Raw genomic sequence first — 16,048 nt, 5'->3', positions numbered from 1 at the left:
AAAGGAGTGTTCTGATGACACGGCATATCGACTGCAAACGGTCGTTGAAGCCGCCGCGGCGCATGGCTGGGGCGGTTTTGTTGACCTTGCGTAAGCCGAGGCGTAGGCTCTCCCATGACGGGGTTGAAATGAACCTCGCTTCGGGGGGATACACCGGAACAAGGGGAACAGGGCTCGAGAAAGATGCCCATCCGGCAACCTTCCGAAACGGCTTCGGGAGGCACGTTATGGGGCATAACCGGCAGTTCCCGGCACGGTGCGAAGAAAACGCACATGCGCGTTCTGGCAGAATCGCCAAACGCTTTCTTGAAAGCACCGCCGCCATAGCGCTCGCAATCATGGCGGGCTTTTCAACACATGCGCCAGCGAGCGCGCAGGAAAACGCGATCATCCAGCCGGGTTTCATGGCCGTGACCGGTTTTCCCGGCACGCTCATCCCCGGTTTCGAGGAAGGTCTCCTGCCCGGCGTCGACCCGGTCGACGAAACCTTCATCGACACCGAGCGCGCCTCGCTGCGCATCTTCGACATGACCTGGCTCGGCGCCCCACCCAGCGGGCAGGTGGTCTTTACGCCACCGCCCTTCGAAGTGCCGGCCTCCGAAATCGGCCAGGTGTTCGGCCTTGCCTATGATGACGGCAAGCGCGAAGAGACCACAGCCATCGTGCCGAACCTCTATGCGGCGGCCACGTCCCTGCACGGCCTTCAGATCGTCACGGAAGACGAAGACGAGGACGGGCGGCCCGAACGGCAGCGCCGCGGCGAAGCCGGCGCACGCTTCATGGATGGGCAATTCGGCGAGAAGAATGGCGGCGGCCCCGGTTCGATCTGGAAAATCGACGGTATCACCGGTGCCGTGACCCTGTTTGCCAATATCGACACCAACAGCGGACCCGGCATCGGCAACATCGCCTTTGACCGGTCACACCGCCAGTTCTTCGCTTCCGATCTAGACAGCGGTCTCATTCACCGCATCGACATCGACGGCAATCTCATCGACACGTTCGATCATGGTGTCGATGGCAGGCCGGCACGCGGGCTCGATCCGGTGGGCGACGATGGCGCCGTGATGGATATACAGGGTGCTGCTTTCGACGCGGAAGAGCCCAAAAGCTGGGGCTACACGCAGGAAGAGCGTCGCGTCCATGGCCTCGCCATGCATGGCGGACGCCTCTACTACGCAGTCGGTGAGGAAGCGGAAATCTGGTCCGTGGGCATCGCCCGCGACGGCACCTTCGCCGGCGACCCGCGCTGGGAGCTGACGGTGGAAGCGGACGAAGACCTTCCGGTCACCGACATCGCCTTCGACACGCGCGGCTTCATGTACCTTGCCCAGCGGGGCGAGATCGAAAACCGCTATGACTACTCAAGCTTCGCCGACAGCGGCGAGGCGTCGGTGCTGCGCTACTGGCGTGAAAGCCCCGACGATCCCGAAACCGAAAGCATCTGGGTGCCGGCACCGCAGGAATATGCAGTCGGTTTTCCCGAACCATACCGACAGGGAGCCGGCGGCATCGATCTGCAATATGGCTATGACGCCGAAGGCTTCTTCAATCGCAATGCCTGCGCTGCCACGCTGGTCAAAACCGGCGACAGGCTGCGCGACAACCCCGCCCTTGAAGACCAGCTCATCGAAGGCGGGCCGCTTGCCGTTCATGGCGTACAGCTTACGAGAAGCACGCTCGTGCGGCCAAAAAACGAACCGCCCTTCGGCTCGTGGTTTGCCGATTACGACGGTTTCTTCGAAGACCCCGAGGTCAAGGGGCATGTCGGCGACGTGGAGGTCTGGCGTCCCTGTGAGGGCCGCGCAGGCTACTACGAGCCTATCCCCTATCCGGGCGACATTCCCGTCCCCGGCTGGCCGCCCGGCTTCCCGCCGCCCAACGATCTCCCGCCCTGTATCGAGCTGGAGACTGCAGCGTATTTCTGTACGCCCGCGGGGCTTGAAGCCGATCTCTATATCCATGACCGCGCCGGCATCGGTGGCGATTCGCTTTCCGCGAAATCGCTGACGCCCGGCGTCGGCGTTTCCCCGTCCAAGCAGACGGTCCCCAGCCTGGCCACGCCGTTCACTCTCGGCATCAACGGCCACATCCCTGGCGAAACCGTCGATCTCGGCCTGTGCTTCTATAAGCAGTCCGACGCCGAGGCGGGTGGCTACTTCCCCTGTTGCAAGGTGACGTTGCCGCTTGAAACGCCGCTTGAATCCTGTGCGCCGTGAGGAGGGAGAGATGATCATGTTCACTTTTCCCACCGACCGGACCACGGTCAACAACGTCATGGAGACGATCATGAAACCCCTTGCAGAAAAAGCGCGCTCGCCGCGCTGGCTGCTGGTGGCGGGCATGGCGCTCTCCACCGCGCTCATACCGCTTTCCGGCATCAATCAGGCCAGAGCACAGGACCGGACGATCGAGGAGCTTGAGGTTCTCGAAACGCCGGGCGACGCCGAAGGCCCACGCATTGAACTTGAACCGGAAGTGCCCGAAGTCGAGCCTGATCTGACGCCTTTCCTTGAAAAGCGCGGAGCACAGCTCAATTGCGATTATGTGGAATACCGCCTGCGCCTCGGCGTGCGCGGCACACCTGATATGATCGCCCACCCGGGCCTCGACGCGTTTCTCACCAATGTGACCTTCGAGTTTACCGATCAACTTCCCGCCAATCTGTCGATTGTCGACGCCACGTTCAGCGGCGACATCATCGGTGTCGGCGGTGGAGCCGTTCCACCCCATGTGGTCAGCACGACCGCAACCCTAAACGACACGCTCACCCAGTCGGACTTCCACCTTTCCGCCGCCGATCTCGACGGCGACGGTAGCCTGACTGAGCGCGCCATCGACATCACCATCAAGGCAAAGATCGACCAGGCGGCGTTCCCTGCCGCAACCAATGTCGACAATCAGGCCAACGTGGCCGTGATCCGCACGGCAACCGGCGGGCTTGTCGCCACCATTCCGTCGCACGATCCCGCCCTGCCGGACGATGGCGACTGGAAGACGGGCGACCCGACCACCATCACCATCGATGTAACGGATTGCGATCCGCCGCCGCCGCCGCCCGGCGACGGGCCGGAAGAGGCCTGTTTCTCGGTCGAGACCGGTGAGCTGGACTGCCTTCCCGGCGGTGGCGCCTATATCTACCGCATGGATGTCGGCCCGGAGATGGCAGGCAATGTCGTCACCGTGACCTCCACCACGCCCGGCATCATCATCGATCCGCCGAGCCAGGCCGTTCCGGCCGGCGGCGGGACGCTGGAATGGGAAATCACCGGCGCGCTGCCTGGCGATACGGTTCATCTGCTCGTCACCGGCATCGAGACCTATGCGGGTCCGGCCGAGGGCGTTGGGCTATGCTGTTCACAGGTGGTCGACATTGAAATCCCCGAAGACCTCGAATGCCCGCCCGACGATGAGGGCAAGCCCGACATCAAGGTCGAAAAGCGCGCCGATGAGGCCGAATGCGAGATCGACGGTTCATGCGATTTCACCATTCGCGTCTCCAATGCGGGTGACGCTCCTTACACCGGCAAGATCGTACTGGATGAGGTGACGACGCCCGGCAATGCAACGGTGGTCTCAGGGCCAAATGCGCCATGGACCTGCGTGCCGATGATGAGCCCCATGTCGTGCGAGCACCCCGAAACGACCCTCAATCCGGGCGAATTCGTGGAGCTGAAACTCGGTTTCCAGCCGGGGCCGGCATGGAGCTGGAGCGCGATCCGCAACTGCGCCGAATATGACTACACGGCCAGCGGCAAGGATCCGTTTGGCGATCCGACCAACGACAAGGCCTGCGCCACAATCGCGATCTGCCTGCCGGGCGATCCGGCCTGCACGCCGCCGGAGAACGACATTCCGGATATCGCCGTGCGCAAGCGCGCAGAACCCACGGTCTGCACGCCGGATGGTCTTTGCACCTATGTCGTGACCATCCTCAATGCCGGTGCCACGCCGATCAACGGTCCCGTCAGCTTCGTGGACACGTTCCCGGCCGGCGATGTCGCTTCGGCATCCTTCAGCCCCTCACCGCCCTGGTCGTGCGCGCCGCTCGCCGGCAACACGTTCCAGTGCGATCATCCGGGCCTGAACCTTGTGCCGGGCGCATCGACGGACATTCTCGTGACCACGATTGTTGGCGACTATCCGACAAGCGAGGTCGAGAACTGTGCGAAGGTGACCGCGCTTGAAGGCGAAACCAATCTCGCCAACAACGAGGCCTGTGCAACGGCGACCATACCGGGCATCCCGGGCGGCCAGCCGCAAATGCGCATCCAGAAGACCTGTGAGCCCACCGTGTCGCTCGCAGAAGGTGTGGCCTGCCGGATCACGGTCAGCAATGCCGGAACGGCAGCACCCGTCGGTCCGGTTCGCGTCAACGACGCCGCCAAGATCATCGGCAGCGGTGCACCGGTCAATATCCAGACTGTCACGCCTGACGGCCCGGAATGGTCGTGCAGCGCGGTGCCTGCGGCAAATCTCACCTGTGAGATCCCCGGCGCTGTCATGACACCCGGGACCGCGCGGCACTTCGATGTGACGGTCAATGTCTCACCCAATGAGCGGTTCGAGAACTGCGCACGCGGTTCCTTCGGCCCGGCTCCGGGAGACGACATCGTCTATCCCATCGGCGAGGCCTGTGCTCAGGGCGGCACGCAGATCACGGTCGAGAAGGCCGGCGATGCAGAGTGCCTGCTTGGCCAGCCCTGCACGTTCCAGATCACCATCCGCAACGAAGGTCCGTCATCGATCTCCGGTCCGGTTCGCATCGGCGATGCGCTTCGGGTCGAAGGGTTTGGCGGCGTTCCGGCCCGGATCGTCTCGGTAAATCCGCCCTTCGGCTGTTCGCCCGAGCCGTCCGAGCTTCCCTTCGCCTGCGAAGCCGACCTCACCCTTGCCAGTGGCGAAAGCCGCACGCATGAGGTGGTTGTCGAGCTGCCGGAAGATGGCGGTCTCGCCAACGCAGTGGGCAATGGTGCATCGGGACGCAACTGCGCTGCGGTGATCGACCGTGAAGCGGATGTGCGCACCGCGCCCTCGCTCTCAGGTGCGCCGGATGGTGCTGGAGATGGCCGTGCCTATGACTGCCATGACTTCACGGTTCTGGCGGATGAGGATGAGGACCAGCAATGTTCGCCGGGTCTCGTTCTCAACAATGACGGGCGCTGTGTCTGTCCGGAAGGCACCACCTTCCGCAATGGCCAGTGCGTCGGCACGCAGACCGCTCCGGTTCCGCTGCCCACGCCGCGGCCAACACCGCCGCGCGAGCCCGATCCGAAGCCGCAGGCAGATCCCCGGCCGCAATGCCGGCTCCTGCCGGGCCAGATCCGCACGCGCGATGGCCGCTGTGTCTGCCCACGCGGAACGCGCCTGGCAAACGGCCGTTGCGTCAAGCCGCAGGTCGAGCGCGAATGCCCGCGCGGCACGACGGGCACGCCGCCCAATTGCCGGCCAATCCGCCAGCAATGCCGGCTTCTTCCGGGCATGATCCGCACCCAGGACGGACAATGCGTCTGTCCGCGTGGAACACGTCTGGTGGCCGGTGCCTGCCGCAAGCCGGAGGTGCAGCGTCAGTGCCCGCCGGGAACCACGGGGCGCTATCCCAACTGCGCACCCATCGTGCGGCCCCGCTGCCCGCGTGGAACGACTGGCACGTTCCCCAACTGCCGCCCGGTTGTGCAGCGCCGCTGCCCGCAGGGCACAACGGGAACCTTCCCGAACTGTCGTCCGGTCGTGCAGCGCCGCTGCCCGCCGGGCACCACGGGCAAATACCCGAATTGCCGGCAGATCCGCGTGACGCCACCGGTAAACCGGGTGCCCCGGCAGCAGCTTGATCGTCCCCTGCGCATCAATCCGCAACTCCTGCGGCCGCGCGACAGGGGCAATCAGCTCCAGTAGTCGGAGCACCTCTCGAAAATGGCCCCGCCGGTTTTGCCGGCGGGGCATTTATCCTTCCTCAATGAACTTCACTCACCGATAGCCTGGTCCAGGTCAAACCCCGAATATCCAGGGGGTCGGACTTTCCCGGTGAGAACACGGGTTTCAATGTCCAGACGGTACCGGCCGCCCCACCGGCGCCAATGGTTCGTGATACGTTTTTCAACCCATGCAAGACGATGTCTCGCGAGCGTATGGCTGCCTTCTTCATCCAGATAGCTCACCCGCAGGACGGAGGGCTCCCTGTCGAGAATCTCAATCAGCTGGTCGACAGCGGAGAGCCAGTCCTGTTTCAGCGTATTTTTCCCTCGTACGAAGGCGTCGCTCCGAAGATCAAACCGCACCAGGCGCTGAATCGATGCGCCGAAATTGATTTTCGTCATTTTGCCCGCCGTCAAACGAACCACCCGGACATGTTCCGTCGTCAGGCGATAGCCGGAAGGCAGGGTTCGAGCATCGAGCTTGACAACGAAGTTGGTCCCCAATCGCTGATCTGGCAGCGACGCGCATGGAATATGAAAGCGACCCGCCGCATCGGTTGTTATCAACTTCCCTTCTACTGCGGCCAATCGCACCCCCGGCAGTCCCGGTTCACCATCGTCCGGATACCCGTTTCGGTTTGTGTCATCGAAAACTTTACCGATCACATCACCGCAGTCGAAAACCGGCTCCTCTTCTATCCGGACACTGGCTTGAGCTTCGGAGGATATCCGGCGCCCGAGGGGATCGGTCAGCACCGCTGTGTTGATGTAAACTCCTGGGCCTATAGACGCCGGGGCGTTCATGCTCAGGCGGATTTCAATGGAACTGCGTGCCGCCAGCGAAATGTCATCGAAGCGCAACAAGCGGCCATTCACGACCGGGGCTGCCGGCGCTTCATCCACCAGTGCAGAACCTTCAACAAAGCGAAACCCCGGCGGAAGCCGATCCTCCACTTTCAATCCTCGAACGGGCCCATCGCTATTGTTGGTTACGATGATCGTGAATGGCGCCAGCTCACCCCGCCGGATTGTCGTTCTTTCCGCAGTTTTGCTGATTGTAAGGTTGCCGGCCCCAGCCGGTAATGTCAGTGGCAGCGTGCTTTCGTTCGAAGCGAGCGAAAACACCGCTCCGCCGCCATCCAAAACTGAGCCATAAGCAATTGCTGTGTTCACAACCGCCTCGGACGTTCCCGCACCATTCTTGATATCAGCCTGCGTGAGCAGATAGCTGGCTGAAAAGCGCTCCGTCTCCCCTACCTCCAGCGCTAACGTTGCCGGCTGTACATCAGACAGGCGGCCATTCGCAGCATGCCCGTTGAACTTAGGGCCATGGTCCTCGATCCGAATGTCGGTGACCGGAAGCTTGCCGGTATTGGTGACTTCAAACTCGTATAGGAGAACATCGCCGGGTGAAGCCAGACCGTCGCCATCCATATCCGAGAATCCACCGGTTTTGGCCAAGCTAAGCCCGGGGAACTGGAGAGGCAGGACAACGCATTGTTCGGAGGGGCAATCTGGGTCCGCTTCAGCGGGGACTTTGGCAAAGTTGACTACCGTATCCGCCGGGTGTGCCAGTCGTTCGACCACAGAGGCATCAACCCTCAGAACAAGTTGACCGTTGGTGCTCCCCTCGCGCTGCGGGACAGTCAAGCCTGTCCACTCGACAGTACCGCTGCTGTGGCGTCCACCGTGGCTGGCGGCCACAAACCGCAAATGCGGGTCCAGAACATCGAGCACGGAAAAGTCGATGGCAGCGCTACCGACATTGGTCAGCACGATCTCGAATGTAAGGGGCTCTCCCAATTCGGCGAGCCCCGGAACCACGCCTCCCTCCGTCACAAGCGATTTTGCAACACTCACATCCGGAGGAATATGGTTTTCCGTTCGGCAAGGTGCACACGCCCCATTGCTGGCAACCACTGTGTTGGACAAGGTCACCGGTGCATCCTCGTCAACGACAGCCGTATAGGTGATACTGTGAGTTCCAGCCGGCGTTCCCGCGGGAAGCTTGAAGGAAAGCTCCGGTGCTGCACCTGTTTCTGCTTCGAACAGGCCGGAACTGACCACACTGCCGAATTTGAGCCCGGGCCCGAGCGTATCGGTTAATTCGAGATCCTGCGTTGTCCTCCCGTCTGCAACCACCGTCGTTAATGTGTAGGTCAGCGTATCTCCGATTTCGACGGACGCACCGTCGCCCACATCCGACGTCTTTGACGTACCAAGCCGGACCAGCGGATTTGCCGTTGTACAGGATTTGCATTCTCCCACATTCGCGACCACCGCGTTGGACAGGGGTCCGGTAGCACTCTCGGAGACCGTCGCCGTATAGGAAACGCTGTGTGTCCCCGCTGCCGATCCCGCGGGAAGCCTGAAGGACAGCACCGGCGCGGAACCGGCATCGGCAATAAATGGGCCAGGCCCGGTTACAGTGTTGAAATCGAGCCCCGGCCCAAGCGTGTCGGTCAGAACCAGATCCTGTGTTGTCGTTCCTCCCGTCACCTCGGCCGTAAGCGTATAGGTGATCGTGTCCCCCGCCTGAACCCCGACACCGTCCCCTACATCCGATGTTTTGGATGAGCTCAATTCAACGAGTGGATTGGAGGTCATGCAGGGCGAACAATCGCCCACATTGGCCACGACGCTGTTCGAAACCGATCCCGACGCACTGTCCGATACCGTCGCTGTGTAGGAGACGCTGTAGGTGCCCGCTGCCGTGCCGGTGGGCAAGGTGAAGGACAGGACGGGTGCTCCGCTCGCATCTGAAACGAAGGCCCCTGGCGCCGTGACACTGCCAAAGTCGAGCCCCGCCCCCAGCGCGTCGGTCACAACCAGATCCTGTGTTGTCACGCCACCCGTCACCACAGTGGTCAGCGTGTAGGTGATCGTGTCCCCCGCCTGTACGCCCACACCGTCACCCCCATCCGAAGCCTTTGATGTGCTCAGTTCAACAAGCGGGTTCGTGGTCGCGCAGGGAGAGCAGTCGCCGATGTTGGCCACCGCACTGTTGGAGACCGATCCCGATGCACTGTCTGATACCGTCGCTGTGTAGGAGACGCTGTAGGTTCCCGCTGCCGTGCCAGCAGGCAAGGTGAAGGACAGGTTCGGCGCGCTTCCCGTATCTGGAACGAAAGCCCCCGGCGCCGTGACGCTGCCAAAGTCGAGCCCCGCCCCCAGCGTGTCGGTCAGAACCAGATCCTGTGTTGTGGTCCCTCCGGTTACGAGTGTGGTCAGCGTGTAGGTGATCATATCGCCCGCCTGAACACCAACTCCGTCACTCACATCCGAAGCCTTCGATGTGCTCAGTTCCACCAGCGGGTTCGTGGTCGCGCAGGGAGAGCAGTCGCCGATGTTGGCCACGGCGCTGTTCGAAACCGATCCCGATGCACTGTCAGAAACCGTTGCCGTGTAGGACACGCTGTAGGTTCCCTCTGCCGTGCCTGCAGGCAAGGTGAAGGAGAGGTTCGGCGCGCTTCCCGTATCTGGAACGAAAGCCCCCGGCGCCGTGACACTGCCAAAGTCGAGCCCCGCCCCCAGCGTGTCGGTCACAACCAGGTCCTGTGTCGTCACGCCGCCCGTCACCACCGTGGTCAGCGTATAGGTGATCGTGTCGCCCGCCTGGACGCCAACGCCATTGCCAACATCCGAGATTTTCGAGGTACTCAGTTCAACAAGTGGATTTGTGGTCGTGCAGGGTGAGCAATCCCCGATGTTGGCAACTGCATTGTTTTGTACTTCCAGAGTGGCACTGTCCGATACTGTCGCCGTATAGGACACACTATGGGTCCCCTCCGACGTTCCAACGGGAAGTGTGAAGGAGAGCTCGGGCGCACTGCCGGTGTCGGCTGCGAATGGCCCCAATGCAGTCACATTGCCGAAGTCGAGCCCCGCCCCCAGCGTGTCGGTCACAACCAGATCCTGTGTCGTCGTTCCACCCGTCACCTGGACCGTCAGCGTGTAGGTGATCGTGTCCCCCGCCTGTACGCCGACACCGTCACCCACATCCGAAGCCTTCGATGTGCTCAGTTCCACCAAGGGGTTCGTGGTCGCGCAGGGAGAGCAGTCGCCGATGTTGGCCACCGCACTGTTGGAAACCGATCCCGAAGCACTGTCAGAAACCGTTGCCGTGTAGGACACGCTGTAGGTTCCCGCTGCCGTGCCGGCGGGCAAGGTGAAGGACAGGCTCGGCGCACTCCCTGTCTCCGGAACAAACAAACCCGGCGCCGTGACACTGCCAAAGTCAAGCCCCGCCCCCAACGTGTCGGTCAGAACCAGCTCCTGTGTTGTGGTCCCTCCGGTTACGAGTGTGGTCAGCGTGTAGGTGATCGTGTCGCCCGCCTGAACCCCGACACTGTTGCCCACATCCGAAGCCTTCGACGTGCTCAGTTCCACCAGCGGGTTCGTGGTCGCGCAAGGAGAGCAGTCGCCGATGTTGGCCACCGCACTGTTGGAAACCGGTCCCGAAGCACTGTCAGAAACCGTTGCCGTGTAGGACACGCTATAGGTTCCCGCTGCCGTGCCGGCAGGCAAGGTGAAGGAGAGGTTCGGCGCGCTTCCCGTCTCCGGAACGAACGAACCCGGCGCCGTGACACTGCCAAAGTCGAGCCCCGCCCCCAACGTGTCGGTCAGAACCAGATCCTGTGTTGTGGTCCCTCCGGTTACGAGTGTGGTCAGCGTATAGGTGATCGTGTCCCCCGCCTGTACGCCGACACCGTCACCCACATCCGAAGCCTTCGACGTGCTCAATTCCACCAGCGGGTTCGTGGTCGCGCAGGGAGAACAATCCCCCACATCGGCCACCGCACTGTTGGAGACCCATCCCGATGCACTGTCTGATACCGTCGCTGTGTAGGAGACGCTGTAGGTTCCCGCTGCCGTGCCAGCAGGCAAGGTGAAGGAGAGGTTGGGCGCGCTCCCCGTATCTGAGACGAAAGCCCCCGGCGCGGTGACACTGCCAAAGTCGAGCCCCGCCCCCAGCGTGTCGGTCACAACCAAATCCTGCGTCGTCACGCCCCCCGTCACCACAGTGGTCAGCGTGTAGGTAAGCGTATCCCCTGCCTGAACCCCGACACCGTCACCCACATCCGAAGCCTTCGATGTGCTCAGTTCAACAAGCGGGTTCGTGGTCGCGCAAGGAGAGCAGTCGCCGATGTTGGCGACGGCGCTGTTCGAAACCGATCCCGATGCACTGTCAGAAACCGTTGCCGTGTAGGACACGCTATAGGTTCCCGCTGCCGTGCCGGCAGGAAGCGTGAACGACAGGCTCGGTGCTCCGCTCGTATCTGGAACGAAAGCCCCTGGCGCCGTGACACTGCCAAAGTCGAGCCCCGCCCCCAGCGTGTCGGTCAGCACCAGATCCTGTGTCGTCACGCCGCCCGTCACCACAGTGGTCAGCGTGTAGGTGATCGTATCGCCCGCCTGAACACCAACACCATCACCCACATCCGACGCCTTCGATGTACTAAGTTCAACAAGCGGGTTCGTGGTTGCACAGGGCGAACACTCGCCCACATCGGCCACTGCACTGTTGGAAACCGAGCCCGATGCACTCTCGGACACCGTCGCCGTATAGGACACGCTATAGGTTCCCGCTGCCGTGCCGGCAGGAAGCGTGAACGACAGGTTCGGCGCGCTTCCCGTATCTGGAACGAAAGCCCCGGGCGTCGTGACGCTGCCGAAGTCGAGCCCCGGTCCCAACGTATCGGTCAGCACCAGATCCTGTGTTGTGGTCCCTCCAGTCACGAGTGTGGTCAGCGTGTAGGTGATCGTGTCCCCCGCCTGAACACCAACACCGTCACCCACATCCGAAGCCTTCGATGTGCTCAGTTCCACCAAAGGGTTCGTCGTAGCGCAGGGCGCGCAGCTCCCAAAATTTGAACTCACCGCGTTTGACACCTGCCCCGAAGCCAAATCGGTCACTGTCGCTGTGTAGGAAACGGCATAGCTTCCTGCAGGTGTTCCTGAGGGAAGCGTGAATGACAGATTGGGCGCACTGCCTGTGTCTGGAACAAACGAGCCCGACGCCGTAACGCTGCCAAACTCCAGGCCCGGCCCCAGAACATCACTGAGAACCAGGTCCTGTGTTGAGACGCCGGCTGCAATAACGGCCGTTAGCGTATAGGTGAGCGTATCTCCAACCTGAACGCCTACACCATCGCCCACATCGACAGCTTTCGAGGTGCTGGTCGTCACAAGAGGATTGTTTGTGGAACAGGGGCTGCATTCGCCAATATCAGCAGTCGCTGCGTTCGAAACCGAATCCGACGCACTGTCTGATACCGTCGTTGTGTAGGAGACGCTGTAGGTTCCCGCTGCCGTGCCGGTGGGCAAGGTGAAGGTCAGGGTGGGTGCGCCGCTCGTATCTGAAACGAAGGCCCCTGGCGCCGTGACACTGCCAAAATCGAGCCCCGCCCCCAGCGTGTCGGTGAGAACCAACTCCTGTGTCGTCGTTCCTCCCGTCACCTGGGTCGTCAGCGTATAGGTGATCGTGTCCCCCGCCTGTACGCCGACACCGTCGCCCACATCCGAAGCCTTCGATGTACTGAGTTCAACAAGCGGGTTCGTGGTCGCGCAGGGAGAGCAGTCGCCGATGTTGGCCACAGCGCTGTTGGAAACCGATCCCGAAGCACCATCAGAGACCGTGGCCGTATAGGACACGCTGTAGGTTCCCGCTGCTGTGCCTGCAGGAAGCGTGAATGACAGGTTCGGCGCGCCGCTAGTATCTGCAACGAAAGCCCCCGGCGCCGTGACACTGCCAAAGTCGAGCCCCGCCCCCAGCGTGTCGGTCAGAACCAGCTCCTGTGTCGTCGTTCCCCCCGTCACCTGGGTCGTCAGCGTATAGGTGATCGTGTCCCCCGCCTGGACGCCGACACCATCGCCCACATCCGAAGCCTTCGACGTGCTCAGTTCCACCAGCCGGTTCGTGGTCGCACAGGGAGAGCAGTCGCCGATGTTGGCCACAGCGCTGTTGGAAACCGATCCCGAAGCACCATCAGAGACCGTGGCCGTATAGGACACGCTGTAGGTTCCCGCTGCTGTGCCTGCAGGAAGCGTGAATGACAGGTTCGGCGCGCCGCTAGTATCTGCAACGAAAGCCCCCGGCGCCGTGACACTGTCAAAGTCGAGCCCCGCCCCCAACGTGTCTGATAAAACCAGATCCTGAGAGGTCGTCCCTCCGGTCACCTGGGTCGTCAGCGTGTAGGTGATCGTGTCCCCCGCCTGGACGCCGACACCGTTGCCAACATCCGAGCTCTTCGAAGTATTCAACAGAACCTTCTGATTGATAACCGCACAGTCGATCTCGCTATCGACCGCCACCGCCTCAGGAGAAAGTGTGAAGGAATTCTCATCAAACGACACTGTTCCCCCTGTCCCCATTCCCAAACAGACAACGTCGTCGAGAACCCAATTGGGCGGCAAAGTCTCTGAAATGACCGTCTGGACGTCGACCTCTGCCAGGATCTGCGTGACCCCCGGTTGAGCAACGCCCTGGGACACAGTGGTGATCGTCTGAGTTTCCCACCCATTGTTGCCGGTGAAGGTGAAGCTGCCGACATCATCCAAGGTGGTCTTGCGAAGCGTGAGTCTGGGCAATTTGACGAACTGCACAGTCCCCTGCGCCTGATCGTTTGACAGAACAAAATCATCGTTCGTCGGGTCGGTGTCTCCGTCGGAGACAGACCGGTCAAGCGAGGCAACAAGCGGATAGCTTCCTGAAACGGCATCCGAGTTTGCGACCAGCGGGATTGTGAAGCCTATGTTTCCGCCGCTGCCTCCAGGGACTGGAGCGGGCGAAAGAGGCGTGTTTATAACACACGACACCGTTTGCCCTGAGACCGTACACCCGGGAACCGGGCTGGCTGTCCACCCTGCCGGCACGGAAACCGTGATGGCGAATCCATCAGAGGTTTGGACAGTACCGGGGCCAAGATTGGTGGCACTCACACTCATATCCATCGTGTCGCCTGGCGCGTGGTAGACACCCGCCGGCGCTGAGATGGAAATCGAAAGATCGGGTCGCCCCGTAACCGTGAGAGAACAGGTGCTGTCTTCCTGGTCGACCTTTAGGATGTTGCTCGCGCAACTGCCTGTTTCCGCAAAAGAGTTTTCAGGAATGCCTGCCGGTCTTTGTGAGGCCGTGGCCCCATAGCCGGATCCCGGCAGAACATAAACCTCCTTGCTGGAATCGTAATCAGCCGTATCGTTGTCGGAAGCAGCGAGATATGGCTCAACATCTTCTCCCGAAAGTCCGCTTCCATTGTCGAGAAGAATGCCATCCTTGGTCAAATTGAGCAGCCAGCCTGTGCCGCCAATCGTTTGATCCCAAGCAAAGTCGGAAAAATTCAGAGCCGCCGAGTGGCGCGCTTGCTCCAATTGGCCGCAATAGACATTGATGCCATCGTAGCCCCTCCCTCCAGCCTGCCTATGAATACCCGAGGCTGCTCGATAGGCCTCATTGTTGCAAAACCAGCCCCGGAAAGTGTGCGTGGCATTGCCCTCATTCACCCCAACGGTCTGAACGCCAGCTGTAGCAGCCGTATTGACGGAAACCCAATCCGATGCACCGAGTTGAAGAGGACGACACGCCATTCGCAGACTGGAAGCCCAGGGGATAGTAGCCCCAGGCCCGACCCGGTCATACCCACCCAGCCTCTGAACAATCTGTCCAGGCGGACAATATCCGTGCCGTTGGGTTCCTTGAGTGGGATAGCCGTAACCCGAGACTTCCGGGGTACCATTGGCTGACGTGTTGATGGTTTCAACCGTTCCGTTCGGAAGAACAGATATCGACGCGCAATAAAGCCCCACCTGTGCTGTCATACCGCGAACGCTGGAAGCATTTGCGCTCATGGAGACGTCGGCGTGGTGGAGACCTCGAAGCACTGTTCCGGCCGGACATTTATAAGCTTCGACTGATCCCTTGTTCGATCCGATCGTCCCTACATAACTGCCATCTCCACGGAAACCGATGCCGATTTGGGAAAAGGCAAAGTCCGGAAAAAGACAAAGTACGAATAAAAATATAGATCGTAGTAGTAGGTTCTCCACCGGAAACACCAATTCTTGGGGAATCCGTGGATTAATAAAAACTTAATCAGTTATGATAAAAAAACCGGATCAAACAGCCGGGATAGACCTGCACCACCAAAAGTCTGGTCGATGGTGGGCCCGGAGGGACTCGAACCCCCAACCAAGCGGTTATGAGCCGCCGGCTCTAACCAATTGAGCTACAGGCCCGGTGGCCGATGGATTAATTGCTTTTTTCGCCGCGCACAAGCCATCTTGCCGCAATCGACACACAATCCATAGCTAGGTCGCTTTTCGGGACATCGCAAAAGGAGATTTCCATGACCAAATCCGTCTTCCCCGCCGTATTCGCTGCTCCCGTGCTTGCTGCTTCCCTGCTCAGCGCTGTTCCAACTTTGGCAGACGATAGGGATAAGCGAATCATCGTGACTGGCGAGGGAGAAGCCGCTGTCAGCCCCGATATGGCAATTCTCACAATCGCCGTGGTGCGTGAAGCAGAAACGGCACGCGACGCTCTCGACGCAAACAATCAGGCAATGACCGCAGTCATCGATGCGATGAAGGAAGACGGCATTGAAGCGCGTGATTTGCAGACAGGCGGTCTGTCCATCAACCCGCGCTATGTGTACCCCAACGAGAAGAACGAGGAAAAGACGCCACGCATCGTGGGCTACGAGGTCGGCAATACGCTCACGGTACGCATCCGCGATCTCGCTAAAGTCGGGACTGTTCTCGATCGGTCGGTAAGTCTTGGTGTGAATCAGGGCGGCGGACTTACTTTCACCAACGACGATCCATCCGAGGCCATCACCGAGGCCCGAAAGCGCGCCGTGAAGGATGCACTCGACAAGGCCAAGACATTGGCAGAGGCTGCCGGCGTGAAATTGGGCGACATCGTTGAGATCTCCGAACAGATGCATCAGCGCCCCCCGATGCCCTATGCTGGCAAGGCTGTTCGGATGCAGGCCTCAGCCGAGGCTGTCCCCGTGGAAGCAGGCGAGAACGCCTATCAGGTACAGGTCAATGTGACCTTTGAACTCGACCGGTAAACCCGACGATCGAATATCAGAAATGGAAAGCCGCCGGCGCTCGCCGGCGGCTTTCGTGTT

Annotated in this window: 4 protein-coding genes and 1 tRNA gene; 3 read left to right on the top strand and 2 right to left on the bottom strand. The window is 61.1% G+C overall.

Features of this window, described 5'->3' with window-relative positions; all coding sequences use genetic code 11:
* Positions 1-338: 338 nt before the first annotated feature.
* Both H7H48_RS09425 and H7H48_RS09420 read left to right on the top strand, forming a co-directional pair.
* Positions 339-2,219 carry a hypothetical protein gene (locus H7H48_RS09425; protein ID WP_229449225.1) on the top strand — a complete coding sequence of 627 codons (1,881 nt, stop codon included), beginning with the start codon at positions 339-341 and terminating at the stop codon, positions 2,217-2,219.
* 10 nt (positions 2,220-2,229) lie between these two features.
* Complete coding sequence (locus H7H48_RS09420; protein ID WP_370633341.1) at positions 2,230-5,895, top strand: hypothetical protein; 3,666 nt, start codon at positions 2,230-2,232, stop codon at positions 5,893-5,895.
* A 68-nt stretch (positions 5,896-5,963) separates the two neighbouring features.
* On the opposite strand, the gene H7H48_RS09415 is transcribed toward H7H48_RS09420, so the two are convergent.
* Positions 5,964-14,501, bottom strand: coding sequence for an isopeptide-forming domain-containing fimbrial protein (locus H7H48_RS09415; RefSeq protein WP_229448798.1), 8,538 nt, complete (start codon positions 14,499-14,501; stop codon positions 5,964-5,966).
* Positions 14,502-15,072: 571 nt separating this feature from the next.
* Positions 15,073-15,149, bottom strand: a tRNA-Ile gene (locus H7H48_RS09410).
* 110 nt (positions 15,150-15,259) lie between these two features.
* Between H7H48_RS09410 and H7H48_RS09405 the strand changes: the two genes are divergently transcribed.
* Positions 15,260-15,988 (top strand): SIMPL domain-containing protein, encoded by a 729-nt coding sequence (locus tag H7H48_RS09405; protein WP_229448797.1) that lies wholly within the window; start codon positions 15,260-15,262, stop codon positions 15,986-15,988.
* Positions 15,989-16,048 lie beyond the last annotated feature (60 nt).

The organism is Nitratireductor sp. B36 (assembly GCF_020833685.1).
Taxonomy (GTDB): domain Bacteria; phylum Pseudomonadota; class Alphaproteobacteria; order Rhizobiales; family Rhizobiaceae; genus Nitratireductor.
This window is presented reverse-complemented; position numbering and strand designations above follow the sequence as displayed.

Bases quoted from the DNA above. Each gene is read 5' to 3' on its own strand.
- H7H48_RS09415 (WP_229448798.1), bottom strand. From the start codon at position 14,501: ATGGCGTGTCGTCCTCTTCAACTCGGTGCATCGGATTGGGTTTCCGTC.
- H7H48_RS09420 (WP_370633341.1), top strand. From the start codon at position 2,230: ATGATCATGTTCACTTTTCCCACCGACCGGACCACGGTCAACAACGTC.
- H7H48_RS09425 (WP_229449225.1), top strand. From the start codon at position 339: ATGGCGGGCTTTTCAACACATGCGCCAGCGAGCGCGCAGGAAAACGCG.
- H7H48_RS09405 (WP_229448797.1), top strand. From the start codon at position 15,260: ATGACCAAATCCGTCTTCCCCGCCGTATTCGCTGCTCCCGTGCTTGCT.